At 63.3% G+C, this 23,874-nt stretch carries 26 protein-coding genes; 10 read left to right on the forward strand and 16 right to left on the reverse strand.

What is annotated here, in order from left to right; translation table 11 throughout:
• Positions 1 to 135 precede the first annotated feature (135 nt).
• The gene (cysK, locus tag MOP87_RS14855; protein ID WP_242809742.1) at positions 136 to 1,110 is read right to left on the reverse strand and encodes a cysteine synthase A; all 975 of its coding nucleotides are present in this window, start codon (positions 1,108 to 1,110) and stop codon (positions 136 to 138) included.
• 132 nt (positions 1,111 to 1,242) lie between these two features.
• On the opposite strand from cysK, the gene MOP87_RS14860 reads away from it, so the two are divergent.
• The 3 genes from MOP87_RS14860 to MOP87_RS14870 all read left to right on the forward strand — a co-directional run bounded on the left by MOP87_RS14860 (position 1,243) and on the right by MOP87_RS14870 (position 4,549).
• On the forward strand, positions 1,243 to 2,316 hold the full coding sequence (locus MOP87_RS14860) for a DUF748 domain-containing protein (protein WP_242809744.1): 1,074 nt from the start codon (positions 1,243 to 1,245) through the stop codon (positions 2,314 to 2,316).
• A gap of 195 nt (positions 2,317 to 2,511) precedes the next feature.
• Positions 2,512 to 3,357 (forward strand): MoxR family ATPase, encoded by an 846-nt coding sequence (locus MOP87_RS14865; protein WP_023534935.1) that lies wholly within the window; start codon positions 2,512 to 2,514, stop codon positions 3,355 to 3,357.
• A 13-nt stretch (positions 3,358 to 3,370) separates the two neighbouring features.
• A complete protein-coding gene (locus tag MOP87_RS14870; protein WP_023534905.1) occupies positions 3,371 to 4,549 on the forward strand; it encodes a VWA domain-containing protein in 1,179 nt (392 codons plus the stop codon).
• Positions 4,550 to 4,571: 22 nt separating this feature from the next.
• Here the strand turns inward: MOP87_RS14870 and MOP87_RS14875 are convergent, their stop codons facing one another.
• From MOP87_RS14875 to MOP87_RS14890, 4 genes are read right to left on the reverse strand one after another with little or no spacing between them, the layout of a single operon-like run.
• Positions 4,572 to 5,492 carry a biotin-dependent carboxyltransferase family protein gene (locus MOP87_RS14875; RefSeq protein ID WP_028686828.1) on the reverse strand — a complete coding sequence of 307 codons (921 nt, stop codon included), beginning with the start codon at positions 5,490 to 5,492 and terminating at the stop codon, positions 4,572 to 4,574.
• The gene (pxpB, locus tag MOP87_RS14880; RefSeq protein WP_088523807.1) at positions 5,489 to 6,175 is read right to left on the reverse strand and encodes a 5-oxoprolinase subunit PxpB; all 687 of its coding nucleotides are present in this window, start codon (positions 6,173 to 6,175) and stop codon (positions 5,489 to 5,491) included. Before pxpB ends, MOP87_RS14875 begins: the two co-directional genes overlap by 4 nt.
• Positions 6,172 to 6,951 carry a 5-oxoprolinase subunit PxpA gene (locus MOP87_RS14885; RefSeq protein WP_059183716.1) on the reverse strand — a complete coding sequence of 260 codons (780 nt, stop codon included), beginning with the start codon at positions 6,949 to 6,951 and terminating at the stop codon, positions 6,172 to 6,174. The genes pxpB and MOP87_RS14885 overlap by 4 nt, the downstream gene beginning before the upstream one ends.
• 9 nt (positions 6,952 to 6,960) lie before the next feature.
• The gene (locus tag MOP87_RS14890; RefSeq protein ID WP_027915826.1) at positions 6,961 to 8,247 is read right to left on the reverse strand and encodes an MFS transporter; all 1,287 of its coding nucleotides are present in this window, start codon (positions 8,245 to 8,247) and stop codon (positions 6,961 to 6,963) included.
• Between the two features lie 130 nt (positions 8,248 to 8,377).
• On the opposite strand from MOP87_RS14890, the gene MOP87_RS14895 reads away from it, so the two are divergent.
• Positions 8,378 to 9,301, forward strand: a complete 924-nt coding sequence (locus MOP87_RS14895; RefSeq protein ID WP_059183715.1) for a LysR family transcriptional regulator — start codon at positions 8,378 to 8,380, stop codon at positions 9,299 to 9,301.
• Positions 9,302 to 9,365: 64 nt separating this feature from the next.
• On the opposite strand, the gene MOP87_RS14900 is transcribed toward MOP87_RS14895, so the two are convergent.
• Genes MOP87_RS14900 through MOP87_RS14910 form a run of 3 tightly spaced genes read right to left on the reverse strand, consistent with a single transcriptional unit; the run spans position 9,366 to position 11,179 of the window.
• The gene (locus tag MOP87_RS14900) at positions 9,366 to 9,887 is read right to left on the reverse strand and encodes a DUF2937 family protein (protein ID WP_027915825.1); all 522 of its coding nucleotides are present in this window, start codon (positions 9,885 to 9,887) and stop codon (positions 9,366 to 9,368) included.
• A 9-nt stretch (positions 9,888 to 9,896) separates the two neighbouring features.
• A complete protein-coding gene (locus MOP87_RS14905; RefSeq protein ID WP_242809746.1) occupies positions 9,897 to 10,670 on the reverse strand; it encodes a class II glutamine amidotransferase in 774 nt (257 codons plus the stop codon).
• A gap of 14 nt (positions 10,671 to 10,684) precedes the next feature.
• Positions 10,685 to 11,179 (reverse strand): MFS transporter, encoded by a 495-nt coding sequence (locus tag MOP87_RS14910; RefSeq protein ID WP_242809748.1) that lies wholly within the window; start codon positions 11,177 to 11,179, stop codon positions 10,685 to 10,687.
• A gap of 127 nt (positions 11,180 to 11,306) precedes the next feature.
• On the opposite strand from MOP87_RS14910, the gene MOP87_RS14915 reads away from it, so the two are divergent.
• The gene (locus MOP87_RS14915) at positions 11,307 to 13,349 is read left to right on the forward strand and encodes a S9 family peptidase (RefSeq protein ID WP_242809750.1); all 2,043 of its coding nucleotides are present in this window, start codon (positions 11,307 to 11,309) and stop codon (positions 13,347 to 13,349) included.
• Positions 13,350 to 13,446: 97 nt separating this feature from the next.
• Here the strand turns inward: MOP87_RS14915 and MOP87_RS14920 are convergent, their stop codons facing one another.
• Entirely contained in the window at positions 13,447 to 13,725 is a 279-nt protein-coding gene (locus tag MOP87_RS14920) for a hypothetical protein (protein ID WP_082693192.1), read from the reverse strand.
• Between the two features lie 132 nt (positions 13,726 to 13,857).
• On the opposite strand from MOP87_RS14920, the gene MOP87_RS14925 reads away from it, so the two are divergent.
• The 3 genes from MOP87_RS14925 (at position 13,858) to MOP87_RS14935 (ending at position 15,209) form a co-directional block, all read left to right on the forward strand.
• Positions 13,858 to 14,226 (forward strand): YajD family HNH nuclease, encoded by a 369-nt coding sequence (locus tag MOP87_RS14925; protein WP_023534919.1) that lies wholly within the window; start codon positions 13,858 to 13,860, stop codon positions 14,224 to 14,226.
• A gap of 66 nt (positions 14,227 to 14,292) precedes the next feature.
• On the forward strand, positions 14,293 to 14,763 hold the full coding sequence (locus MOP87_RS14930; RefSeq protein WP_028686833.1) for an RNA methyltransferase: 471 nt from the start codon (positions 14,293 to 14,295) through the stop codon (positions 14,761 to 14,763).
• Between the two features lie 104 nt (positions 14,764 to 14,867).
• Positions 14,868 to 15,209: a DUF2892 domain-containing protein gene (locus MOP87_RS14935; RefSeq protein WP_111475265.1), complete on the forward strand. Its 342-nt coding sequence runs from the start codon at positions 14,868 to 14,870 to the stop codon at positions 15,207 to 15,209.
• Between the two features lie 245 nt (positions 15,210 to 15,454).
• Here the strand turns inward: MOP87_RS14935 and MOP87_RS14940 are convergent, their stop codons facing one another.
• The 6 genes from MOP87_RS14940 to MOP87_RS14965 form a co-directional block, all read right to left on the reverse strand.
• Positions 15,455 to 16,672, reverse strand: a complete 1,218-nt coding sequence (locus MOP87_RS14940; protein ID WP_104926462.1) for a hypothetical protein — start codon at positions 16,670 to 16,672, stop codon at positions 15,455 to 15,457.
• Between the two features lie 38 nt (positions 16,673 to 16,710).
• Positions 16,711 to 17,160 carry a YcgN family cysteine cluster protein gene (locus MOP87_RS14945; protein WP_023534903.1) on the reverse strand — a complete coding sequence of 150 codons (450 nt, stop codon included), beginning with the start codon at positions 17,158 to 17,160 and terminating at the stop codon, positions 16,711 to 16,713.
• A gap of 254 nt (positions 17,161 to 17,414) precedes the next feature.
• Positions 17,415 to 18,347: a D-2-hydroxyacid dehydrogenase gene (locus MOP87_RS14950; RefSeq protein ID WP_128610271.1), complete on the reverse strand. Its 933-nt coding sequence runs from the start codon at positions 18,345 to 18,347 to the stop codon at positions 17,415 to 17,417.
• A gap of 2 nt (positions 18,348 to 18,349) precedes the next feature.
• Complete coding sequence (locus MOP87_RS14955; protein WP_023534892.1) at positions 18,350 to 18,643, reverse strand: YcgL domain-containing protein; 294 nt, start codon at positions 18,641 to 18,643, stop codon at positions 18,350 to 18,352.
• Entirely contained in the window at positions 18,640 to 19,773 is a 1,134-nt protein-coding gene (gene rnd / locus MOP87_RS14960; protein ID WP_028686835.1) for a ribonuclease D, read from the reverse strand. The genes MOP87_RS14955 and rnd overlap by 4 nt, the downstream gene beginning before the upstream one ends.
• A gap of 126 nt (positions 19,774 to 19,899) precedes the next feature.
• A complete protein-coding gene (locus MOP87_RS14965; RefSeq protein WP_242809752.1) occupies positions 19,900 to 21,537 on the reverse strand; it encodes a phosphoethanolamine--lipid A transferase in 1,638 nt (545 codons plus the stop codon).
• A 250-nt stretch (positions 21,538 to 21,787) separates the two neighbouring features.
• On the opposite strand from MOP87_RS14965, the gene MOP87_RS14970 reads away from it, so the two are divergent.
• A complete protein-coding gene (locus tag MOP87_RS14970) occupies positions 21,788 to 22,021 on the forward strand; it encodes a YdcH family protein (protein WP_027915815.1) in 234 nt (77 codons plus the stop codon).
• A gap of 86 nt (positions 22,022 to 22,107) precedes the next feature.
• Here MOP87_RS14970 and MOP87_RS14975 read toward each other — a convergent pair whose 3' ends face one another.
• A complete protein-coding gene (locus MOP87_RS14975) occupies positions 22,108 to 23,274 on the reverse strand; it encodes a PLP-dependent aspartate aminotransferase family protein (RefSeq protein ID WP_242809754.1) in 1,167 nt (388 codons plus the stop codon).
• Positions 23,275 to 23,378: 104 nt separating this feature from the next.
• Between MOP87_RS14975 and MOP87_RS14980 the strand changes: the two genes are divergently transcribed.
• On the forward strand, positions 23,379 to 23,840 hold the full coding sequence (locus MOP87_RS14980; RefSeq protein WP_027915813.1) for an Lrp/AsnC family transcriptional regulator: 462 nt from the start codon (positions 23,379 to 23,381) through the stop codon (positions 23,838 to 23,840).
• Positions 23,841 to 23,874 lie beyond the last annotated feature (34 nt).

Genomic DNA, 23,874 nt, shown 5'->3' on the forward strand with positions numbered 1-23,874 from the left:
TGATCCGGGGAAAATCATCCGGGCATCATAAACCTATCGCGCCCAGGCACAAACCACCTGGGCGCAACGAGACGGATGAAGATTGTGCAATGAACCCCGCCGCCAGGTATTGCTTCGGGTCACCGCCAAGGCAGGTTATTGCTGGATTTCCTGCTCGCTGAACAGGTCGCTGAACAGCATGCTGGACAGGTACCGCTCGCCTGAGTCGGGCAGAATCACCACGAGGGTCTTGCCCTGCATTTCCGGCTTTTCTGCAAGGCGCACGGCAGCGGCCATGGCGGCACCGCAGGAAATACCACACAGGATGCCTTCTTCCTGCATCAGGCGGATCGCCATGGACTTGGCTTCGTCATCGCCCACCGTCATGACCTGATCGACGATCGACAGGTCGAGGTTCTTCGGCACGAAGCCCGCGCCGATGCCCTGGATCTTGTGCGGCGTGGGCGTGAGCGCCTCGCCTGCCAGGGTCTGGGTGATCAGCGGCGAGCCGATGGGCTCGACCGCCACCGAGGTGATCGCCTTGCCCTGGGTGTGCTTGATGTAGCGCGAGATACCGGTGATGGTGCCGCCGGTGCCGACACCAGCAACGATCACATCCACGGCGCCATCGGTATCGTTCCAGATCTCAGGGCCCGTGGTCTTTTCATGGATGGCCGGGTTGGCAGGGTTTTCGAACTGCCCGGGCATGAAGTACTGCTCGGGGTTGGAGGCGACGATTTCGTTGGCTTTCTCGATGGCGCCCTTCATGCCCTTGGCAGGTTCGGTGAGCACCAGTTCGGCGCCAAGGGCCTTGAGCACCTTGCGCCGCTCCAGGCTCATGGAGGCCGGCATGGTCAGCATGAGCTTGTAACCCCGGGCGGCAGCGACGAAGGCAAGGCCGATGCCGGTGTTGCCCGAGGTGGGTTCGACGATGGTCATGCCGGGCTTGAGCTTGCCGCTGCTCTCGGCGTCCCAGACCATGTTCGCGCCGATGCGGCATTTGACCGAATACCCTGGGTTGCGCCCTTCGATCTTGGCCAGGATGGTCACGCCGCGCGGCGCGAGGCGGTTGATCTGCACCAGGGGCGTGTTGCCGATGGAGTGGGCATTGTCTGCGTATATACGGCTCATGGCAGGGTCCTTGGCATGATGAAGAACTCGGAAAGGCCCAAGGGTAAGCCCCGGCCCCAAGGCCCGTAAAGCCTGTTCGAACTCCGGCGCAGCCCCTGCGGTCAACCACACACCTTGCCTTGGAGAACTGCCATGAGAGCCCGCTATCGCTGGCCGCTGATCGCCCTGGGCAGCCTCATCGTGCTGCTGGTGGCCTTGCAGCTTGCCCTGCCCTACCTGGTGCGCGACTACCTCAATGAAAAGCTGGCCGACATGGGCGACTACCGTGGGCAGGTCAGCGATGTGGACCTGGCCTGGTGGCGCGGCGCCTATACCGTCAACGGGCTGAAGATCGTCAAGACCACAGGCAAGGTGCCAGTGCCCTTCCTCGACGCCCCGGTGATCGACATCTCGGTCAGCTGGCATTCGCTGTGGTACGACCGCGCCGTGGTGGCCGAAGTGGCGTTCATGCGCCCGGAGCTGAACTTCGTCGATGGCGGCGACAAGCAGAACTCCCAGACCGGCCAGGGCACTGACTGGCGTCAGCAACTGGACAAGCTGCTGCCCATCACGCTCAACGAAGTGGTAATCGACGACGGGGTGCTGACCTTCCACAACTTCAACTCCAAGCCCCCGGTCACGCTCAAGGCGACGCAGTTGCAGGCCAGCGTTCGCAACCTCACAAACATCCGTGACGAAGCCGGCCGGCGCGACGCCAGCTTCGAAGCCCGTGCCCTGGTCGCAGGCGATGCCAAGGTCGAGAGCCGTGCCACCTTCGATCCGTTCAGCGACTTCGACGACTTCGAGTTCCGCCTGCGTGCCACCGGTATCGAGCTGCGCCGACTCAACGACTTTGCCAGCGCCTATGGCAAGTTCGACTTCAAGGCGGGTCATGGCGATGTGGTCATCGAGGCCGAGGCGACCAACGGCCGTCTGAACGGCTATATCAAGCCCCTGCTGCGCGACGTCGAGGTGTTCGACTGGCAACAGGACGTGGAGGACAAGGACAAGGGCCTGTTCCGCTCGGTGTGGGAGGCGCTGGTGGGTGCCACCGAAACCGTGCTCAAGAACCAGCCGAAAAACCAGTTCGCCACGCGCGTTGAGCTCAGTGGCAGCGTGCGCAGGCAGAACATCAGCGCATTCGAGGCATTCCTGCAGATCCTGCGCAATGGTTTCGTGCAGGCGTTCAGTGCGCGCTACGAGCGCAGCGCGCCGGATTCCGACTAAGGCGCGGTGACGAGGCATTCGGGGACTGAATACTCGGTCTGCGTTTTCAGTCGTCGTACCCCCGCGTTATAGTCGGGCCACCATCACACACCCTGTGTTGGCCACTTGAGCACCAGCCTGTCGCCCACCCCACCAAGGTCTGGCCTGGCAGGCCGGCTGCGCGTGGCCCGCAAGCCCAAGCAGAGGAAAGACCCAATGAAGTTCGAAGGCACGGGTGACTATGTCGCCACGGACGACCTGAAACTGGCCGTCAATGCGGCCATCACCCTTGAGCGCCCGCTGTTGGTCAAAGGTGAGCCCGGTACTGGCAAGACCATGCTGGCCGAGCAGCTGGCAGCTTCGTTCGGGGCGCGCCTGATTACCTGGCACATCAAGTCCACCACCAAGGCTCACCAGGGCTTGTACGAATACGATGCCGTGAGCCGCCTGCGCGACTCCCAACTGGGTGTGGACAAGGTGCACGACGTACGCAACTACCTCAAGAAAGGCAAGCTGTGGGAAGCCTTCGAGGCCCAGGAACGGGTGATCCTGCTGATCGACGAGATCGACAAGGCCGATATCGAATTCCCCAACGACCTGTTGCAGGAACTCGACAAGATGGAGTTCTACGTCTACGAAATCGACGAGACCATCAAGGCCAGGCAGCGCCCGATCATCATCATCACGTCCAACAACGAAAAGGAGCTGCCGGACGCTTTCCTGCGCCGCTGCTTCTTCCACTACATCGCCTTCCCCGACCGGGCCACGCTGCAGCGCATCGTGGACGTGCACTACCCCAACATCAGCCAGTCGCTGGTCAGCGAGGCGCTGGATGTGTTCTTCGACGTGCGCAAGGTACCGGGCCTGAAGAAAAAGCCTTCGACGTCCGAACTGGTCGACTGGTTGAAGCTGTTGATGGCCGACAACATTGGCGAAGCGGTACTGCGCGAGCGCGACCCAACCAAGGCCATCCCTCCGCTGGCCGGGGCGCTGGTGAAAAATGAGCAGGATGTGCAACTGCTCGAGCGCCTGGCCTTCATGAGCCGGCGCGGCAACCGCTGAGGGAGCCTGGGCCATGTTGCTCAACCTGTTCAACGAAATGCGCGCGGCGAAGGTGCCGGTGTCGGTGCGCGAACTGCTCGACTTGCACCATGCCTTGCAACGGCATGTGGTGTTCGCCGACATGGACGAATTCTATTACCTGGCCCGCGCCATCCTGGTGAAGGACGAACGCCATTTCGACAAGTTCGACCGAGCCTTCGCCGCTTACTTCAAGGGCCTGGAGAACCTGGATCGTCACATCGAGGCGTTGATCCCCGAGGACTGGCTGCGCAAGGAATTCGAGCGCTCTCTGACCGCCGAGGAGCGCGCGCAGATCCAGTCCCTGGGCGGGCTGGACAAGCTGATCGAGGCGTTCAAGCAGCGCCTGCAGGAGCAAAAGGAGCGCCACGCAGGCGGCAACAAGTGGATTGGCACCGGAGGCACCAGCCCGTTCGGCTCGGGTGGGTTCAACCCCGAAGGGATCCGCGTGGGCGACGCTGGCGAGCGCCAGGGCAAGGCGGTGAAGGTCTGGGACCAGCGCGAGTACAAGAACCTGGACGATCAGGTGGAGCTGGGTACACGCAACATCAAGCTGGCCCTGCGGCGTCTGCGCAAGTTCGCTCGCCAAGGCGCTGCCGAAGAGCTGGACATCGATGGCACCATCGACCATACCGCGCGCGATGCGGGGCTGCTGAACATCCAGATGCGCCCGGAGCGGCGCAACACGGTGAAATTGCTGCTGCTGTTCGACATCGGTGGCTCGATGGATGCCCATGTCAGGGTCTGCGAGGAGCTGTTCTCGGCATGCAGGACCGAATTCAAGCACCTGGAGTACTACTACTTTCACAACTGTGTGTATGAGACGGTGTGGAAGAACAACTTGCGCCGCACGTCGGAGCGTTATTCCACCTTCGACCTGCTGCACAAGTACGGCGACGACTACAAGGTGGTGTTCGTCGGGGACGCTGCCATGGCCCCTTACGAAATCACCCAGCCGGGCGGCAGCGTGGAGCACTGGAACGAGGAAGCCGGGTATGTCTGGATGCAGCGCATCATGGCCAAGTTCCGCAAGGTCATCTGGATCAACCCATACCCCCGCCAGGCCTGGGACTACACCGCCTCAACCCATCTGGTGCGTGAACTGATCGAGGACCGGATGTATCCGCTGACCTTGCAGGGGTTGGAGGATGGGATGCGGTATTTGTCGAAGTGAGGCAGCCAGGATAAGCGCCCTTCTATGCTCGCCAGCGTTCCAAGTACCCCTGCTGCTCCCGCCATGCCTGCTCCTGCACTACCGGTCGGAACCGCACCGTCGCGCCTGGCATGCACTGTGCCAGTTGTGCCAGTGCCAGCGGCGTCAGCGCCCCCAGGCGGGGATAACCGCCGATGGTCTGGCGGTCATTGAGCAACACGATCGGCTGCCCGTCGGGCGGGACCTGGACGGCGCCAAGGGGAATGCCCTCGGAGATCATGGCCGGGCCTTGGTAAACCAGAGGTGGGCCAAGCAGGCGTATACCCATGCGGTCGGCACGGGTATCCAGTGTCCAGTCGCGGTTGAAGGCATCGAACAGGCTGAGGCCGGCAAAGTCGCCGATCTGCGCGCCGATCACCAGGTCCAAGGTGGGCTTGGCAACATATTCAGGGCGCGCCCGATCAGGCACTTCGCCGATCGGTTTCGCTGCACCGGCAAAACTCAAGCATTGACCTTCACGCAACACACTCCCCTGGCCATCGACTCCGCCCAGCCCCTCACGCACGACCGTGGCACAACTGCCCATCACAGGCTCGGCATCGAAACCGCCCGGTGCAGCCAGGTAAGCGCGTACGCCCCGCCGGGGTTGCCGGAGAGTAAGGCGCTGCCCCTTGGTCAGGGTGAAGCTGCGCCAAGGGGCCAGGTATTGATCGTCGATGTGCGCGTCCAAGTCGGCCCCGGCCAGCGCCAGCACGCAATCATGCTGCGCCACCACGCTGAACCCACCCAAGGCAACCTCTACGACGGGAGCCTGCAGGGCATTGCCCAGCAACCAGTTGGCCCAGTGCATCGCGACCCAATCCAGAGCACCGCCCTGGGTGACCCCAAGGTGCCTCACGCCAAAGCGACCCGCATCCTGTAATGCACACAGCGGTGTGCTGGCCTCGACTCGCAAGTGCTTCATGCCTGTGCCTCTTCATCACCGCCCAACGCCAGAAATTCCTGCCGCGTCACCGCTACGAAACGGACGCGGTCACCCGGTTGCAGCAGGCTGTAGCCGTCGCGCTCACGGTCGAACAACCGTACCGGCGTCCGTCCGATCAGGTTCCAACCACCGGGTGAAACGGCCGGGTAGGCGGCGGTCTGGCGCTCGGCAATCCCGACACTGCCCGCTGCCACCTGCTTGCGCGGGGTGCTTAGCCTCGGGGTGGCCAGCCGTTCGTCCACCAGCCCCATGAACGCGAAACCTGGCGCGAACCCTAGGGCGAACACCGGGTAGTCACGTTCGCTGTGCAAGCGCACGACCTCAGCTTCGCTCAGGCCTGCCTGACGCGCTAGCACGGGCAACTCCGGACCGACGCTGGCGTGGTACCACACCGGTATCTCGTGCCGACAGCCGCTGCTGTCAGTGCCAGGCTGTAGCCCTTCAAGGGCTTGCCTGATCAGGCAGCGTGCATCGGCCGGCGCCAGGTCGAAATGCACCATCAGGGTGGTGTAGGACGGCACCAGGTCGCGCAAGTGCGCACCGAACGCTGCTTGCAAGCGCTGGCTGGCGGCAAGCACCCAGGGCATGTTGGCTTCCTCGATGCGCTCGAACAGGCGCACCATCAGACAATCGATACCGACCACTTCGATGCGCGGGGTCATGCTGATACGATCCCATCAAGCGCCTGGCGAATCTGCCGAACTGCCGCCACCGAGCTGTCGTTGTCCCCATGCACGCAGAGCGTATGGGCCTTGAGCAGCAACGCAGTGCCATCGCTGGCCAGCAATGCGTGACCGTGGGCCAGCTTCACGGCTTGCTCCACCACCTGGGCCGGGTCGTGGTGCACGGCGCCCGGCAGGCGTCGCGACACCAGGTGGCCGCTGGCGGTGTAGGCCCGATCGGCGAACGCCTCGAACCAGAGCGGTACGCCGATTTCAGCGCCCAGCGCCTGGGCGGCCGCATCGTCGGCCGTGGCCATGAGCATCAGCGGCAGGCCACTGTCATAGGCCGCCACGGCCTCCAGCACCGTGCGCAGGATCAGCGGGTCGGCCATCATGTCGTTGTACAACGCACCGTGGGGTTTCACGTAGGCGACGCGTGTGCCCAGCGCCTTGCAGATGCCATCGAGCGCGCCGATCTGGTAGTGCAGCAAGTCGCGGATTTCTTCGGCACTGCACGCCAGGCTGCGCCGGCCGAAGCCGACCAAATCCGGGTAGGCCGGGTGCGCGCCCACGGTGACGTCGTGAGCCAGGGCCAACGTCACGGTGCGGCGCATGATGCCGGGGTCGCCGGCATGATAGCCACAGGCGATATTGGCACAGTCGATGTAAGGCATGACCTCGGCATCCAGGCCCATGCGCCAGCTGCCGAAGCTTTCGCCCATGTCGCAATTGAGTAGCAGGCGTTGCACCACGGTGTACCCCTTGTCGTTATCCATGTGCCTACCTTAGCGCGCCTGCAATTGTTTGCCGCGTGTTTCTGGCAGGCTCAGCGCTGCTACGATCACCACGCCATAAGACACCGCCGAGAACAGGCCAATGCCCAGGCCCAGCGGCACCTGCTGCCCCAGCATGCCGATCAGCAGCGGGAACAGCGCCGCGACGATCTTGCCGACGTTGTAGCAAAAACCTTGCCCCGAGCCGCGAACGCGCGTGGGAAACAGCTCGGTCAGAAAGGCCCCCATGCCGCTGAAGATGCCCGAGGCGAAAAAACCCAGCGGGAAACCCAACCACAGCATCACCCCATCACTGACGGGCATTTGCGTGTACAGCAGCACGATGACGAACGAGCCTACGGCGAACAGGATGAAATTTTTCTTGCGCCCAAGCAGGTCGGACAGGTAGGCGCTGATCACATAGCCCACATAGGAGCCTACGATCACCATTGCCAGGTAGCCGCCGGTACCCAGCACGCTCAGCCCACGCTCGTTCTTCAGAAACGTGGGCAGCCAGGCGGTGATTGCGTAGTAGCCGCCCAGGGCGCCGGTGGTCAGCAGCGAGGCACGCACGGTGGTCCAGAGCATGCCGGGGGCAAAAATTTCATAGAAATGCGAGGGCGCCGCAGTGGCTTCGGTTGCCTTGGCCTGGCGGTAGACCTCCGGATCCTTGACCAGCCGCCGAACGAAGATCACGAACACGGCCGGCACCAGCCCGAGCAAGAACAGCGCCCGCCAGGCCTGCTCCGGCGGCAACCAGGTGAACAGCAGCGCGTACAGGATGGCCGTCAGCCCCCAGCCGATGGCCCAGCCCGACTGCACCATGCCCACCGCCTTGCCGCGGTCCTGGGCACGAATGACCTCGCCGATGAGCACCGCGCCTGCCGTCCACTCACCACCGAAGCCAAAACCCATCAGGGTCCTGGCGACCAGCAGTTGCTCGTAGTTCTGGGCAAAGCCGCAGAGGAAGGTGAAGAAGGCGAACCACAGCACTGTCAGTTGCAGGGTGCGGACCCGGCCGATGCGGTCTGAGAGAATGCCGGCCACCCAGCCACCGATGGCCGAAGCGACCAGGGTACTGGTGTGGATCAGCCCAGCCTCGGTGGTGGTGATGCCCCACAACATGATCAACGTGGGGATGACGAAGCTGAGCATCTGCGTGTCCATGCCGTCCAGGCCATAGCCGATCTTGCAACTCCAGAAGGTACGTCGCTGTTGTTGATCGATGTCGCGGTACCAGGCAAAAGGCCCGGAGGAGGATGGGGAACTGATCTGCTGCTGCGTGCCGGTGGGGTTCATGGATGCCTCGGCTTGTTGGTATTGTTTTATGGGGCGACAGCAAAGGTCGCGGCCTGGGCTTCATGTTCAGAGCACGCGGCGCTGGCGTCCAACGAGAAAAACCCCGGGTCTGGAACAAGAAAAACTGATCATGAACCTTCGCTTTCTCGAAACGTTCGTCTGGGTCGCTCGCCTCAAGAGCTTCCGCCTGACCGCGCAGAAGCTGTTCACTACCCAGGCGTCGGTGTCCAGCCGTATCGCGGCGCTCGAAGCCGACCTGGGCGTTAAGCTGCTGTTGCGCGACTCGCGCGGGGTCAGCCTGACCCCGGAAGGCAGCAAGGTGCTGGAACATGCCGAGCGCATGCTGGAAACCGCCAAGGCGCTCAAACAGTCGCTGGACAGCGACCGGGCCAAGGTCGGGCGTATTCGTCTCGGGGTAATGGACACGGTCATTCATACCTGGATGAGCGCGCTGGTGGCCGAATTGACCGAGCGTTATCGGCAGGTAGAGATCGAACTGGTCGCCGACACGGCGCTGAATTTGCGCGAGCAACTGCACAAAGGCTTTCTGGACGTGATCGTGCAAACAGACTTGCTGCGCGAGCCTTCGATCCGCAGCCTGGATCTGGCGCGCTATCCGATGGGCTGGGTGGTCGCTGCCGGGTCGCACCTGCACAGGGACTACGCGTCACTGGCCGAGCTGGGGCGCGAGCGCATCATTACTTTCTCGAAGAATTCCCGGCCCCACCAGGAAGTACTGGCGTTGCTGCAAGGGGCCGGGGTGCAAACGCCGCGGCTGAACTGCGTCAATTCGGTAGCGGCCATTACCCGCTTGTTGCGCGACGGTTTCGGCATCGGGGCCTTGCCACCTGCCCTAGTGGAGGCCGAACTGAACCAGGGTGACCTGGTGCTGCTGGCTGGGCTTCAGCCTCCGCCAAGCCTGGAGCTGGTGGTGGCCTGGCAGACCGGGGTGGCGTTGGTGGATGAAGTGGTTGGTGTCTGTCGGCAGGTGCTGGAGCGCTATGCGCAGGACGTGGGCGGGCAACGGATCGTGCTGGTGCCGGGGGGGATGTAGTAAGGGTTTTGGCTCGATTTGGGGCAACCGCGCAAATGGCTAGGCCAACGTGTCAGCGCCCAGCCTAACGCCAACTCTCCTTAACCGCACCACGTCGCCCACCCAGTATCAACCGACCTATCCCCAGCAACAGGCTTTCTACCACGAATGCCAGCACGAACCCGGCGCCGACGCCCCAGCCGATGGCCTGCGGAACCAGCAAGACCTGGTAGCTGTAGCCGTTGAGCGTTTCTTCTCGCAGCCGCGGGTCGGCTTGCGTCAGGACATGCCAGGTACGCTGCGCCCATGAACCTTGCAGCGCCTGCCACTCGTCTTCGAGCATCTGGTTGCGAATCATCAGGCTTTCGATGCTGTTGGCATCACTGAGAAAAACGGGGTCGTCACTGCTGCGGTAGTGTCGCAACAAGGCTTGCAGGTCGCCGTTGAAAAAACGCTCAGCCGTCTGGCGAAAACCGTCCAGCGCCTCGCGAGATTCGAATAGGTGGGCCTCCACGCGCTGGCTATAGTCCTTGACCAGCCCCGGGACCTGGATGCCGGCCAACAGCCCGAGGGTGAACAGCAGCAACCGCAGGTAACTTCTGAACATGCAGCATCCTTAGCTTTGTCCGTGCGCGGTGCACTCGCCGTGCCGCCACAGGGCCCACTGACCTGGCGCGTAGCGGTTCCAGGTTTCGTTCTCGGTCAAGGCCTCGGTGGCGATCACCGTGACCACGTCGTTGGGGGTGGTTTGGGTATGGAAATCGACGATCAGGTCTACATCCTTCAGCCGTGCCGCGCCAAACGGCGCGCGGCGGGTAATGTGGACCAGTTTCGTCGAACAGAAGCAGAACAGCCAGCCGCCATCGCTGAGCATGCAGTTGAACACGCCGCGGGCGCGATAACCGGCACAGGCTTCGACCAGCACCGGCAGTAGCTGTTCCACCGGCACCGGCTCCGGGAAAGCGCCGCGGATGCGATTGAGCAGGTCACAAAACGCCGCCTCGCTGTCGGTATCGCCAATGGGCTGGTAAAAGCTTGTGGAACCGGTGAAATCACCCAGTTGGCCGTTGTGGGCAAAGCACCAGTTGCGCCCCCACATCTCGCGCATGAAGGGGTGGGTGTTGGCCAGGCAGACCTTGCCGACATTGGCCTGGCGGATGTGCCCGATCACCACTTCGCTCTTGATCGGGTAGCGTCTTACCAGGTTGGCCACTTCGGACTCGCTGCTGGCGGCAGGGTCCTGGAACAGGCGCAGGCCGCGCCCTTCGTAAAAGCCGATGCCCCAGCCGTCACGGTGCGGGCCGGTGCGCCCGCCGCGTTGGATCAGGCCGGTGAAGCTGAAGACGATGTCGGTGGGGACGTTAGCACTCATGCCCAGCAGTTCGCACATGGCGGTGTCTCCGTTTACAGGCGGGGCTCGACCCGGCCAGCGCCGGCAGGCAGCGCAGGCGGGTCGTCACGGTAACGATCGCTGCGTTCCGCGGCCAAGGCCTCCCCAGGCGCAAGCGCCTGCGCTTCGGCGGCCTCGCGCTGGGCGGCGGCTTGGGCACGCAGGCGGCGCTCGCGGGCGCGTTTCTCCAGCGGCCAGCGCACCAGCACGAACAGGAAATACAGCACGAAGGCGATCATGCCGTACATGGCAAAGTCCGATACTGCGCGCCAGGCGTTGTTGCCCACTTTGAAGGCGACGTCCAGCACCGTGATGGCAATGGCCGGAGCGAAGCTGTCCTTGACTGGGTCGACCACGGTCGGCGTAAGCAGCAGCACCGCCAGCACGACGCGCAGTGGTTCGCGCAGCCAGCGCCACATCCAGCCGGTGAACTTGAAGCCCACCAGAAGGCAGCCTAGGGCGGCCACGGCGTAGAGGCCCCAGGCCAGGGTGTAGTCGTTCTCGATCATGGTAATCGTGCAAGCCAGGCAAAGAGGTGCCTATGATAAACACATTTCCTGGCGCAAACAGTGTTTGCCTGTACCGGCACGCCAACGAAGCTGCCGGCAGCGCCCTTCAAGAACCGAGAGAAATTCGATGCCAAGCACCCACTTGCCGCCCCTGGCCAGAGCCGACGACGCGACCGACCCCTATGCGTGGCTGCAACAGCGTGACGAGCCCCAGGTACTGGCCTACCTCGAAGCGGAAAACGCCTACCAGCAAGCCTGTCTGGCTCATCAGGCCCCGTTGCGCGAGCAGTTGTTCGAGGAGATCAAGGGCCGCATCCAGGAAACCGATCTGTCCCTGCCTTCGCCATGGGGGCCCTACGTGTACTACACCCGTACCACCGCTGGCGATGAATACCCCCGCCATTACCGCTGCCCACGCCCTGGCGATGATTCCAACACGGTCGATGAAGGCCAGGAGCAACTGTTGCTGGACCCCAACGCCCTGGCAGGCGGCGGCTTTCTTTCGCTGGGGGCGTTCAACGTTAGTCCCGACCATCGCCTGTTGGCCTATAGCCTGGACACCAGCGGGGACGAAATCTACACCTTGTACGTCAAGGATCTGGCCACAGGCGATGTAACCACCCTGCCCTTCGACGGCTGCGATGGCAGCCTGACCTGGGCCAATGACAGCCGCACGCTGTTCTTCGCCGAACTCGACGATACCCATCGCCCTTGGCGGCTGTACCGGCATACGTTGGGTCAGGACGGTGCCCAGCGGGTGTTCGAGGAGCCCGATGGCCGGTTCTTCCTGCACTGTTACCGCACCAGTTCCGAACGCCAATTGGTGCTGCTGCTCAACAGCAAGACCACTAGCGAAGCCTGGGTGCTGGACGCGGCCACGCCGCAAGCGCCGTTCACCTGCCTGGCACCGCGCGTGGAAAGCCATGAATACTTCCCCGATCATGGCCTGCTCGATGGGCAGTGGCGATGGTTCATCCGCACCAACCAGGACGGCATCAACTTCGCCTTGTATCACGCCCCAGTCGACCCCGTGCCTAGCCGCGCCCAGTGGCAGCTGTTGGTAGGCCATCGCGATGACATCATGCTCGAAGGGCTGAGCCTCAATGCCAGCGCGTTGACCCTGAGTCTGCGTGACGGCGGGCTGCCGATCATCGAAGTGCGCCCACAGGGGCTGGCGCCCTACCGGGTGGCTTTACCCGACGCCGCCTATAGCCTGCACGTGCAGGACAGCCTGGAATTCGACAGTCCTCGGATACGCTTGCGCTACGAGGCGCTGAACCGGCCGGCCCAGGTGCGGCAGCTGGCGCTGGCCACTGGCGCGCAGGAAGTGCTCAAGCAGACGCCGGTGCTGGGGCCCTTCGATGCCGACGCCTATGTCAGCGAACGCCTGTGGGCCACCGCCGCAGATGGCACCCAGGTACCGATCAGCCTGGTGCGACGGCGTCAGGATGGGGGCCGCACGACACCGCTCTACCTGTACGGATACGGCGCTTATGGCGAGAGCCTGGATCCGTGGTTCTCCCATGCGCGGCTGAGCCTGCTGGAACGTGGCGTGGCGTTTGCCATTGCCCATGTGCGCGGCGGCGGCGAGCTGGGCGAGGCCTGGTACCGTGCCGGCAAGCAGGAGCACAAGTGCAATACCTTCAGCGACTTCATCGCATGCGCCGAACACCTGATCAACGAGGGCGTGACGTCCCCCGCTACCCTGGCCATCAGCGGGGGCAGCGCTGGCGGGCTGCTGATCGGCGCCGTGTTGAACCTGCGTCCCGAGCTGTTTCGCTGTGCCATCGCCGAGGTGCCGTTCGTGGATGTCCTCAACACCATGCTCGACCCTGAGCTGCCGTTGACGGTGACCGAGTATGACGAATGGGGCAATCCCGAGGTACCTGAGGTGTATGAGCGCATCAAGGCCTATGCGCCGTATGAGAACGTGAAAGCCCAGCCTTACCCGGCGATGTTGGTGGTGGCCGGCTACAACGACAGCCGGGTGCAGTACTGGGAAGCGGCCAAGTGGGTCGCCCGCCTGCGTACGCGCAAGACCGATGACAACTTGCTGCTGCTCAAGACCGAAATGGGTGCCGGACACGGGGGTATGAGCGGGCGTTACCAGGGGTTGAAGGATGTAGCCCTGGAGTACGGGTTTGTGCTGGGTGAGCTGGGGGTTGCCTGAGGTTTCGAGCTGTTTGTGTGTGTGAGGCGGCCCCAGCGGCCTTGGCGTTCGTGTTCGGTTGTGGCGCTATCGGCAACGCTAGGACAGCCGCCTTCGCTCACTCCGTGTCCCGCACCGGTTTCTCTGCATCCTGCCGCAACCCTGGTAAAGGCTGGTCCTTTGGCGGGCCAGGCACTGGCATTGGCGGTAGCAAAGGTGCCCCTTGGGAGGTGCCGGTGGCCTTGGGCGGGCTGCTTGGGGTGATCTGCGGATACGGCGTGGGTGTAGGCGTGCCCGGCGCGCCGGGTACAGGTGTGGTCAACCGGGGTGGCGTGCTGGCAGCGTGAGCCGCAGGCACGCCTGCCGCCAGGACAACGGCGAGAATCGCAGCAAGCATCGGCAACCTCCTGTTCAGAACCTTCCTACAGGCTACGCCCATATGACATTTTTCGCCTGGGCGCCGATCATGCAGCCGCGCTAGACTCGACGGCATAACCGTCATTTGCCTGATCAGAACGAAGGAAACACCATGACCTCCTCTACTTCCGCCGCCACTGCGCGCCTGGACCGCATTCTCGCCGATGCCAAGCGCGACAAGGAAATGGGCTACCGCGACAAGGCCCTGAGGATGTACCCGCATGTATGCGGGCGCTGCGCACGCGAGTTCGCCGGCAAGCGCCTGAGCGAGCTGACCGTGCATCACCGCGACCACAACCACGACAACAACCCGCAGGACGGCTCCAACTGGGAGCTGCTGTGCCTCTACTGCCACGACAACGAACACTCGCGCTACACCGATCAGCAATACTTCAGCGAAGGCTCTACCAGCACCCCTAGCATTGCCAAGGCCACCCACAATCCGTTCGCGGCGCTGGCAGGCATGCTGAAGAAGGACTGACCGGTAGCCCCCGCTATGACCGGGCAACCCGTATAATCGCGTCTTTTTTGCGAAGGGCCCCGGTTCGTGGCTAACAAACGATACAGTTGCATCGGCCTGTTCAACCCCAAGTCGGCCGAAAACGTAGGCTCGGTGATGCGTGCGGCCGGCTGCTACGGGGTAAACTCGGTGTTCTATACCGGCAAGCGGTACGAACGCGCGCGGGACTTCGTGACCGACACCAAGCGCGTGCACTACGACATTCCGCTGATCGGCATCGATGACCTGCAACGCATCATCCCGCTGGGCTGCACCCCGGTGGCGGTGGAGCTGGTCGAAGGCGCCCGCCCCCTGCCCGACTATACCCACCCGGACCGGGCCATCTACATCTTCGGCCCCGAAGACGGCAGCCTTAGCCCCGACGTCAGGGCCTGGTGCGAGGAAACCATCTACATCCCCACTACCGGTTGCATGAACCTGGCAGCGACGGTGAACGTGGTGCTGTACGACCGCCTGGCCAAGGGCCTGAACACCCGCTCAGGCCCGAAATTCAAGTGATGCGTGCGCTGTCATGACCGCCAGGAGGCTCGCCTGGCACATGGAGTGAACGCCGCCCGCCGCCGGCAGGTCAGCTGCTTACACATCACGAAGAGGGCTTACCAATGCTTGATAATCACGCTGATGCACCGTTGCAGGAAAAGAACGTCCATGGCATCGAACGCGCCACGTCGTTGGCCGGTGGTGCTTTGCTGGTGGGCAAAGGGCTTAGCCAGGGCGGTATCGTAGGGCTGTTCAAAGTGGCCATCGGTGGCCTGGCGCTGGTGCGCGGCTTTACCGGGCATTGCGCTACCAAGGCGTGGTTGCAGCACCACCGCGATCAGTACGATCAGCTGAAATCGGACCTCAAGCGTACTGGGGACGAGCTCACTGCACTGAAGGACAGTGCTAAAGCGGCCACCGAAGGCGTGACGGTGACTGGCAAGGACCCTGTCGCTGGAGTGTGATGCCCTGGCCAGTGTTTTGGCCTTGCCGTGGCGGCGCTGCGGCAAGGCTTAACCATGACGTCTTGCGGTTTGATTGGTAGTCGTCACACGTTCGACTTGAGGGCGGCCGGGGCGCCGGACCGGCCGCGACGGGCTGCGCAGCAGCTCCGGAATCTCAGATTCCGTACTGCTGGAACCGCTTTACGGACCCGATGGCCTTCAAAGGTTGTGCAACGCGTGGCTCCCATCGGGCATTGCGTAGCGCGTCAACGCAGCACTTTGCTCTGCAACGCCTCCGACCGACGCCCAAGTACGTTTTCACTGATCTGAACGAAGTCCTCGAGGCTGACGCTCGGTAGCCGCATCAGCCCTCGCGCCACGTCGTCGAGCGATTGCCGGGCCTGGGTGTGAATACGGATCTCCTTGTCCAGCGCCTGCAACAGCATCACCCCTCGCGCCACTTGGGCAGGCGTTGCCTGCTGCCCCTTGAGGTGCTTGACACTTGCGCCCTGCTTGCTCAGGCGCGCCTGCCAGGCCTGGTAACGGTCATCACTCAGGCCGCCTGATCGGCGCAGGAGCTCGGTGGCGTAATAGTCGGTCAAGCTCTCGATCAACCAGTCATTGCCCTCACGCCCACGCAGCTGCGTGAACAACTGGACCACTTCGCGCAGCAGTGGGCTGCTACCGCTCTCGCTGACCATGGCCTGGCCACTGTGCAGGTAGAGCGAGCCGTGAGCTGCCATCGCCCCGCGCCACATGTGATCGCGTGCGCCCACCACCAGCAGTTTGGGCGGGTTTCTTGGGAAGGTGGCCTGCAGTTGCGGCCAGATGTAGGTCAGCAAGGTCAGGTTGTCCAGGCGGCGCATCCCTTCCCCGACCGGCGCTGCCACCGTCACGTCGGTTTCGCCCAGGCGCGCACGGCGGCTACCCAGGTTGCCAGCCAGGATCCAGCCGGTGGGTCGATCAAACAGCCGCGAGACGTTGTCGATGCGGAACTTGTCCTTGCCAATACGTGGCCAGGCGGTCTCGACGCTTTTCCAGCCTTCGGGCAAATCGAATGCCAGGCGGGCGACCAACTCCGTGCCGTCCTGCTGGTCCAGCCGACCGGGTGGGACCAGTTGGTCGCCTAGGAACAGTGCCCAGTGCGCCGTCATACGGGTGTTGTACACCCCAGGACCGTGGAGCTGGTTCAACTGCACGCGATAGCTCAGGCTGGTCTTGCCAGCCGCTGGCTGCCATACCCCGCGCTGGCCGCGAAGCTGCCAGTGGCCATCTGCCTGGAAGCCGCTGTAGGCACCCGCCTTGCCCAGGTCGAAGTCCAGGCTGCGCACGGCGCTGCCATCGGCAAGCGTGAGGCGCACTTCGGCTTGCCCGGTCGCGGGCAACAACCGGACCTGATAGTCAAGATCGACTTTTTTCGCCCAGGCCGGTGCCACCGCCAGCAATCCCAACATGGCCACCAGCACACTCAAACGGCAACGCATACCGACACTCCTTGTTCACCAGTGGGTAAAGCGCCTGGTTAGCTGGCGCGAAAGATCAGGTGGTCTTCCCAGTCGTCCTCGTGCACGTCACGCTCGCTGAGCATGCGCCCGGCCTGGGATATGCGCTGTTCATGCACTTGCTGGCGGTCACCGCATACCAGGTGGTGCCAGGCCGGCAGGTCCTTGCCTTCGCTGACCAGACGGTAACCGCAGGTCGCTGGCAACCACCGAAACTGGTCAGCCTTGCCCGGGGTGAGCTGAATGCAGTCGGGCACTTGGGCAAAGCGATTGGGGTAGTCGCTGCACTGGCAGGTGTCGAGGTCGAGCAACGTGCAGGCGATGCGGGTGTAATAAACACTGTTGTCGTCCTCGTCCTCGAGCTTTTGCAGGCAGCACAGCCCGCAACCGTCGCACAGCGATTCCCATTCCTGCGGGTTGAGTTGCTCGAGGGTTTTGCGCCGCCAGAAGGGGGCGTTGTCAGCGATCATGACGCGAATTCCTGCAAGGGATCAGCAGCGCGTGTCCGGCATCGGGCCCGAAGCAGACCGCGCTTGAAACGGTTCGTTAAGGCGTGCAGCATGGAGCTGCTGGCCGTGGCGGCGCCAGTCTAGGGCCTGGCATGCAGCAATACCAGACCGCTTGTCAGCCATGCTCGCGCACAGGCGCGTGGTAGATCGGTACGCGTGAAGGGCCGCCATGAGGCGCTACCCGCAGGCAACGCGCTCTGGCCCAGGCCGAACGATCAATACCCGCGGTCGAAGTCCACTTCGCCGCGCAGCGCCTGGTCGGCTTCGAACGCCTGCAGGTTGTCGAGAAACAACCGCACCATGGCCGCAGGCGTGGTGGGCGCGGCGCTGTGTCCGGTGAGCAACAGGCCCCAGGCGGTCCAGAACGGATGCTGCCTGGGCAGCGGTTCCTGGCGGCATACATCGATCACCGCCCCGGCCAGGTGACCCTCCTTCAGCGCATCCACCAGGTCCGCGTCGACGACTGCCACACCGCGTCCGGCATTGATGAACAAAGCAGTCGGCTGAAAACGCCGGAACATCGCCGCGTCAAAGATATCGTGCGTGGCCGGCGTGTCGGGCAGCAGGTTCAGCACATAATCGACCTGGCCCACCAGGCGCGCGAGATCGTCCAGGGCGGCTACCTCGACGAATGGCGGCTGTTCACGGGCCTCACTGGCCACACCGTACAGCACCACCCCGAACGGACGCAGGAACTCGGCCACCGCCTGACCGATGTCGCCGGTGCCAACGATCAACACCTTGCGGCCCTGCAGCGACCAACCGGGGCGGTCGTCCCAGCGCCGCTCCACCTGGCTGACCAGGCGCGACAGGACGTGCCGTTCATGGCCCAGCATGTAGGTGAGCATGTATTCGGCCATGACCTGGCCGAAAATGCCCACGGCGCGGGTCAGGCGATACTCGCGGGGCAGTCCCGCCGCCAGCAGCGGCGTCACGCCGGCCCAGGTCGACTGCATCCAGTGAGGCCGATGCCCCTGGCGCAACAGGCTCGCCAGCAGGTCGGGCTGACCGAGCCACACCGGGCACTGCGGCGCCAGCCGGGCCAGTTGCGCGGAGTCGTCGCTGGTCAGGACGTCAAGGTGCGGTGCCGCCTGGTGCAACAGGTCGGCGTAGCGGACGTGGTCATGCTCGGCAATCAGTACGCGCATGATCAGGCGGGATCGTTACGGTGCAGCAACTCGTCGGGCAGGTGCTCGATGTACTCGTCATCCGGCGGCGGCATCTGCAGGTGATACCCCTGGTTGTCGAGGTTTTCCAGCACCTTGGTGATGTCTTCGCGGGCCAGCTTGCGTTCGGGGCTGAGCACCAGGTCGAAGGCGTGCTGGGGCGTGCCGAAGAACGGCAGCAAGCCTTCGGGTACGCGTTGCAGGCCATCGGCCTTGAGCACGTACAGGTACATTTCGTTCTTGCGGGGGCTCTTGTAGATCGAGCAGATGCGTTTCATTGAGGGTCTCCGGCACCGGCCAGGCTGTCCAGCAGTGCCTGGCCCATCCGCTCACGGCGCCAGCCGCGCAGCGAATCGGGCAAGGTGTAAGGGCCGTCGGGGTAACCGCTTTTAAGCAGGGCCTCGAGGGTTTTCTTGCGCAGCATCAGCTCGGGCGCGATGCCCAGCCGCTGCCCTTCGGCCTGGCCGACGGCGCGCAGTTGCTTGAGAATGCCCGAGGCTTCGATCGGCAGCGGCTCAGGCAGTGGCTCGGGCCATTGTTCGGCCGGCAGGCTGGCGGCGTGCTTGATCAGTTGCAGCAAGGTTTCGCCATCCTGGCGCAAGGTGCGCGGGTGCATGTCGTCGATGCGGGCCAAGGCCGCCAGGTTGGTCGGCTGGCTCTTGGCAATGGGCCACAGCGCATGCTCCTTGAGGATGCGGTTGCGCGGAACATCACGCAGGCGGGCCTCGCGCTCGCGCCAGGCGCACAGGGCGCGCAGCACCGCCAATTGCTGGGGCGACAGTTTCCACGCCAGCTTGACCTCGCGGTACAGGCTGTCGGGCTGTACCTCGCGGCGCAACTGGGCCACCAGTTCAGCACCGTCTTCCAACACCCAGGCATACTTGTCGTCGGACAGGCGCGCACGCAAGGCGCTGAACAGCTCGGCCAGGTGCACGGCGTCCTCGGCGGCATAGCTGACCTGGGTCTCGGACAGCGGGCGTTGCAGCCAGTCGGAGCGGGTCTCGCCTTTGGGCAGGTCGATGCCCAGCACCTCCTGCACCAACCGCGAATAGCCCATGGAGAAGCCCAGGTTGAGGTAGCCGGCGGCCAGCTGGGTGTCGAACAGCGGCTGGGGCAGCTTGCCGGTCAGGCGCAGCAACACCTCCAGGTCCTCGCTGCAGGCATGCAGCACCTTGACCACGTTACGGTCTTCGATCAGCTCGGCCAGCGGCTGCCAGTTGCCGATCAACAGCGGGTCGATCAGGAACGCGCACTTGCCATCGCCAATCTGGATCAGCCCTGCCTTGGGGTAGAAGGTGTCGACGCGCATGAATTCGGTATCGACCGCGACAAAGGGCAATTGGCGCCAGTCGCGGCAGTGTTCGGCCAGGCTCAGGTCGTCACGGATCCAGTGAATTTCGATGGCCACAAGGCTCTCCCACTAACATTGGCGCGCAGTATATACGGCGCGGGCACTGCTGGTGAAACCCGGGCCATCCTTGATGTCGATCAATGGTGCAATTTCATGGACTGTGCAACCCGGCCGGCGGCCTGCTCAACGCTTGGCGGTGAGCCAGGGCCGGCAGCTGGCGAACAGGTCCAGGGAACGCTCGTACACCTGGGTGTGAACTTGCAGCAACCCCAGCATCGAGTGGAACAGGTTGTCCTGGGACAAGGGCGCGTCGTTCAACTTGGCCAGGCAATCGGTATCGACACCGAAGTCCTGTTGATAGCTGTCGGAGAACCAGGCCAGCAGCGGTACATGCTTTTGCTGTTCCGGAGCGATGGCGTACGGTGTCCCGTGCAGGAACAGGTTGTACTCGCCCAGCGATTCGCCATGGTCTGACAGGTAGATCATGGCCGTATCGACCTTGTCCTGCCGGCTGCGCAGGGTGTCGATCAGGCTGGCCAGGACCCGGTCGGTGTAGGCCAGGGTGTTGTCGTAGCCATTGATGATCTGCGCTTGGCTGCACTGGTCCAAGGCGTTGCTCTGGCACACCGGGGCAAAGCGCTGCTCGGCCTTGGGGTAGCGTTTGAAGTAGTCGGGCCCGTGGCTGCCCATCTGGTGCAGCACCAGCACGGTGTCCTTGTCCAAATGGTCGATCAGCTCGCCCAGGCCCTGCAGCAGGATTTCGTCGTGGCACTCGCCTTCGGCGCAGAACTGCGGGTCCTTGAGCTTGCTCATGTTGATGAACTGCACGCGGTCGCAGGTGCCCTTGCACCCGGACTGGTTGTCGCGCCACTGCACGTCCAGGCCTGCCCGTTCGAGGATATCGAGCAACCCTTCACGGTTCTTGGCAACGCGGGCATCGTAGGCTTTGCGGGGCATGCCGGAGAACATGCAGGGTACCGACACAGCCGTTTCAGTGCCGCAGGAATGAACGTCCGAGAACGCCAGCAACCCCTGCTCGGCGGCAAGCCTGGGGGTGGTATCGCGGTTGTAGCCCAGCACGCCGAAGTGATCGGCGCGCGCGCTTTCACCCACGACCAGCACCGTCAGGGATTTGCGCTGGTGACGCTGCCAGTCCGGGGTGCGGGCGGCATCTTCGCCATAGTGCGCAAAGGGGCGTGCACTGGTGACCACGCGCTCGCTCACGTACGCCATGGAGGCACCGACGATATTGCTGGGGGTCAGCATCAGGCGCAGTTCATGATGATTGCGAAACAGCGACGACAGGCCCTGATAATTGGCCAACCCCACCGAGCCCAGGCCTACCACGCAGGCCGCCGTGACCACCAGCTTGCCGAACAGCTCGCGCTGCCACGGCCGGTACACCACCGGTGCTCGCCACAGCAGCACCGAGGGCAACACCCCAAGGACAAGGATGTACAAGGCGAACTTCAGCGACAGCAGGTCGCGCACTTCTGCCACGTTGGTTTCGGCGATGTTGGCGAACATGCCCGCGTCGATCAGCACGCCGTAGCGATTCATGAAGTACGCCACCGCCGCGCCACTGACGAACAGCAGCACAAGCAAGGGCTTGAGCACATAGCGGAAGGCAATGAGGGTAAGAATGAGGTTGAAGGCGAACAACATCAGCACCGCAAACGCGAGGGTCAGCCACAGGCCGGGCAAGCCGGGGGGCACGACTTGCTCCAGGTGCTGCCACAGGAAAACATTCATGCCTATCAACAGGTACAGGCTGGCCAGCAGCGTGACCCATTCGGTGCGCAGGGGTTTGATGTTGAGCATTCAGGTTCGCAACCAAGAGAAGTGACCACCAGCGCCGGATGGCACTGGGAGCAAGCAGGGCGAACTCTAGAAACCGGGCCATCAATTTTCTGTGAAAAATAACGTAACAATTTAGTGAAAGCGCTGATTTCGATGAGGACCTGTCAGTCGTTCAGCAGGGGTTCAGGATTCGCGGCCTCCCCCGTCGAGGCAAACGCGGCTATCCTCAGAGGTCAGGACCTTAACCAATCCCCCTGACAGAGGTGAAGAAATGCCTGTTCCGCACGATCTGCTCGCTGACTTGCACGTTACCGCTGACGCATTCCAGGCGCTCATTGACAAGGACCAGACGCTGCATGGCTTGCACAAGGAGTACAACGCCAAGGACAAGGAAGTGGTCGCCGCCGAGAAAAACGGCACCAACGACGACGCCGTCACGCGCTTGCGCCGCGAGCGGCTGCTGATCAAGGACAAGATCGAGCGCATCATCCACCCGCCCAAGTAATCACCGGCCTCTTTGCTGGCGCCAGCCCATCATCGGTCGCATGACGGGTTGGCGCTGAACCCCTCGCCAGCACAGCCTTGCCCTTGTTATCCGGCCAAAGCGCCCAGCGCCGTTTCCAGGTCATCGATCAGGTCGGCAACCGCCTCGATGCCCACTGACAGGCGCAACAGGTTTTCGCTGATGCCCATCGCCCCTTTCTGCTCGGGGCTCATGGAGCAGTGGGACATGGTCCAGGAATGGTTGATCATGCTTTCGACCCCGCCCAGCGAATCGGCCAGTACGAAAATCTGCAGCGCTTCGACCAGACGGTTTAGCGCTGCCCGATCGCTCTTGACCTTGATGGCGACCACGGCCCCGCCGCTGCGCATCTGGCGCTTGCACAGGTCATGCTGCGGGTGGCTTTGCAGCCCTGGGTAGTACACCTGCTCGACCTGCGGGTGGCCTTCGAGCCTGCGGGCCACTTCCAGCGCGTTGGCACACTGGCGTTCCATGCGCACGTCCAGGGTCTTGAGGCCGCGCAACGCCAGGTAGCAATCGAACGGCCCTTGCACCGCGCCGATGGCCATGCTGATGCGGCGCAGTTGCCGGTGCAGGTCTTCGCTGGCCGCCACCACCACGCCACCGGTGAGGTCGGAATGGCCACCGATGTACTTGCTGGCCGAGTGCATGACCAGGTCCACGCCCAGGGTGATCGGGCGCTGGTTCCACGGTGAGCAGAAGGTGTTGTCGATGCAGGTCAGGATGCCCCGGGTACGGGCAAGGTCGCACACGGCCTTGATATCGACCAGGTGCAACAATGGGTTGGTCGGTGACTCAATCCAGATCAGCCGGGTTTCGGGCTTGATCGCAGCAGCCACGGCTTCCAGGTCATTGAGATCGACGTACGTGGTGGTCAGGCCGGAAGTACGGCTGCGGTAGTCCTCCATGATACGGAAGGTGCCGCCGTATACGCCGTTCATCACCACCACGTGGGCATCCTTGGGCAGCAGTTCCAGCACGGTGGCGGTGGCATTCACGCCTGACGCACAGGCCACCGCCCCGACGCCTTCTTCCAGGGCTGCAACACAGGTCTCGTAGGCGTGGCGGGTGGGGTTGCCTACGCGGCTGTAGGAGTAGTCCGGCGTGTCGTCCAGGCCGCGCTTGATGAACGAACTGGCCGTGACGATGGCCGGGAAAATGGCATTGTCGGCGACTTCGAACTGCTCGCCGGCATGAATGGTTCGGGTGGCGAAATGGCGCGGCTTGTCGGACATGGTCGGGCTCGTTGGCAGAGGTAAGGTTGCCACTATCGCACAACGCAAAAGCCCTGACCTTGGAGTACCCTGTGAAAACTTCTTCGCCACGGCCCATGCCCCCTATGGACAGCTTCGACCGACACATCCTGACCCTGTTGCAGCGCGATGCCGCGCTCTCGCTCAAGGCCTTGGCCGAGGCCGTCAACCTGTCCACCACCCCGTGCTGGAAGCGGGTCAAGCGCCTGGAAGACGAAGGCTACATCGTCGGTCGTGTGGCCCTGCTGGATCCTGACCTGCTGGGGCTGGGCCTGACCGTGTTCGTGCAGGTCAAGACCCAGCGTCATGACAGTGCATGGCTGGAGCAATTCGCCGCCACGGTCACGGCGTTCGAGGAGGTGATGGAGTGCTACCGCATGTCCGGCGACTGGGACTACATGCTACGGGTGGTAGTGGGTGATATCGCAGCGTATGACCGGTTCTACAAGAAGCTGATCACTAGCACTGATGGGTTGTCGAACATTACCTCGAGCTTTGCCATGGAGCAGATGAAATACACCACGGCTTTTCCAGTGAATCGCGGTTGACGCGGGGTTGCAGAGGTGACCCTGTCGCCTGATC

Source organism: Pseudomonas sp. I3-I5, from assembly GCF_022699445.1.
GTDB classification, from domain to species: domain Bacteria; phylum Pseudomonadota; class Gammaproteobacteria; order Pseudomonadales; family Pseudomonadaceae; genus Aquipseudomonas; species Aquipseudomonas fulva.

Bases quoted from the DNA above. Each gene is read 5' to 3' on its own strand.
- cysK (WP_242809742.1), bottom strand. From the start codon at position 1,110: ATGAGCCGTATATACGCAGACAATGCCCACTCCATCGGCAACACGCCC.
- MOP87_RS14860 (WP_242809744.1), top strand. From the start codon at position 1,243: ATGAGAGCCCGCTATCGCTGGCCGCTGATCGCCCTGGGCAGCCTCATC.
- MOP87_RS14865 (WP_023534935.1), top strand. From the start codon at position 2,512: ATGAAGTTCGAAGGCACGGGTGACTATGTCGCCACGGACGACCTGAAA.
- MOP87_RS14870 (WP_023534905.1), top strand. From the start codon at position 3,371: ATGTTGCTCAACCTGTTCAACGAAATGCGCGCGGCGAAGGTGCCGGTG.
- MOP87_RS14875 (WP_028686828.1), bottom strand. From the start codon at position 5,492: ATGAAGCACTTGCGAGTCGAGGCCAGCACACCGCTGTGTGCATTACAG.
- pxpB (WP_088523807.1), bottom strand. From the start codon at position 6,175: ATGACCCCGCGCATCGAAGTGGTCGGTATCGATTGTCTGATGGTGCGC.
- MOP87_RS14885 (WP_059183716.1), bottom strand. From the start codon at position 6,951: ATGGATAACGACAAGGGGTACACCGTGGTGCAACGCCTGCTACTCAAT.
- MOP87_RS14890 (WP_027915826.1), bottom strand. From the start codon at position 8,247: ATGAACCCCACCGGCACGCAGCAGCAGATCAGTTCCCCATCCTCCTCC.
- MOP87_RS14895 (WP_059183715.1), top strand. From the start codon at position 8,378: ATGAACCTTCGCTTTCTCGAAACGTTCGTCTGGGTCGCTCGCCTCAAG.
- MOP87_RS14900 (WP_027915825.1), bottom strand. From the start codon at position 9,887: ATGTTCAGAAGTTACCTGCGGTTGCTGCTGTTCACCCTCGGGCTGTTG.
- MOP87_RS14905 (WP_242809746.1), bottom strand. From the start codon at position 10,670: ATGTGCGAACTGCTGGGCATGAGTGCTAACGTCCCCACCGACATCGTC.
- MOP87_RS14910 (WP_242809748.1), bottom strand. From the start codon at position 11,179: ATGATCGAGAACGACTACACCCTGGCCTGGGGCCTCTACGCCGTGGCC.
- MOP87_RS14915 (WP_242809750.1), top strand. From the start codon at position 11,307: ATGCCAAGCACCCACTTGCCGCCCCTGGCCAGAGCCGACGACGCGACC.
- MOP87_RS14920 (WP_082693192.1), bottom strand. From the start codon at position 13,725: ATGCTTGCTGCGATTCTCGCCGTTGTCCTGGCGGCAGGCGTGCCTGCG.
- MOP87_RS14925 (WP_023534919.1), top strand. From the start codon at position 13,858: ATGACCTCCTCTACTTCCGCCGCCACTGCGCGCCTGGACCGCATTCTC.
- MOP87_RS14935 (WP_111475265.1), top strand. From the start codon at position 14,868: ATGCTTGATAATCACGCTGATGCACCGTTGCAGGAAAAGAACGTCCAT.
- MOP87_RS14940 (WP_104926462.1), bottom strand. From the start codon at position 16,672: ATGCGTTGCCGTTTGAGTGTGCTGGTGGCCATGTTGGGATTGCTGGCG.
- MOP87_RS14945 (WP_023534903.1), bottom strand. From the start codon at position 17,160: ATGATCGCTGACAACGCCCCCTTCTGGCGGCGCAAAACCCTCGAGCAA.
- MOP87_RS14950 (WP_128610271.1), bottom strand. From the start codon at position 18,347: ATGCGCGTACTGATTGCCGAGCATGACCACGTCCGCTACGCCGACCTG.
- MOP87_RS14955 (WP_023534892.1), bottom strand. From the start codon at position 18,643: ATGAAACGCATCTGCTCGATCTACAAGAGCCCCCGCAAGAACGAAATG.
- MOP87_RS14965 (WP_242809752.1), bottom strand. From the start codon at position 21,537: ATGCTCAACATCAAACCCCTGCGCACCGAATGGGTCACGCTGCTGGCC.
- MOP87_RS14970 (WP_027915815.1), top strand. From the start codon at position 21,788: ATGCCTGTTCCGCACGATCTGCTCGCTGACTTGCACGTTACCGCTGAC.
- MOP87_RS14975 (WP_242809754.1), bottom strand. From the start codon at position 23,274: ATGTCCGACAAGCCGCGCCATTTCGCCACCCGAACCATTCATGCCGGC.
- MOP87_RS14980 (WP_027915813.1), top strand. From the start codon at position 23,379: ATGGACAGCTTCGACCGACACATCCTGACCCTGTTGCAGCGCGATGCC.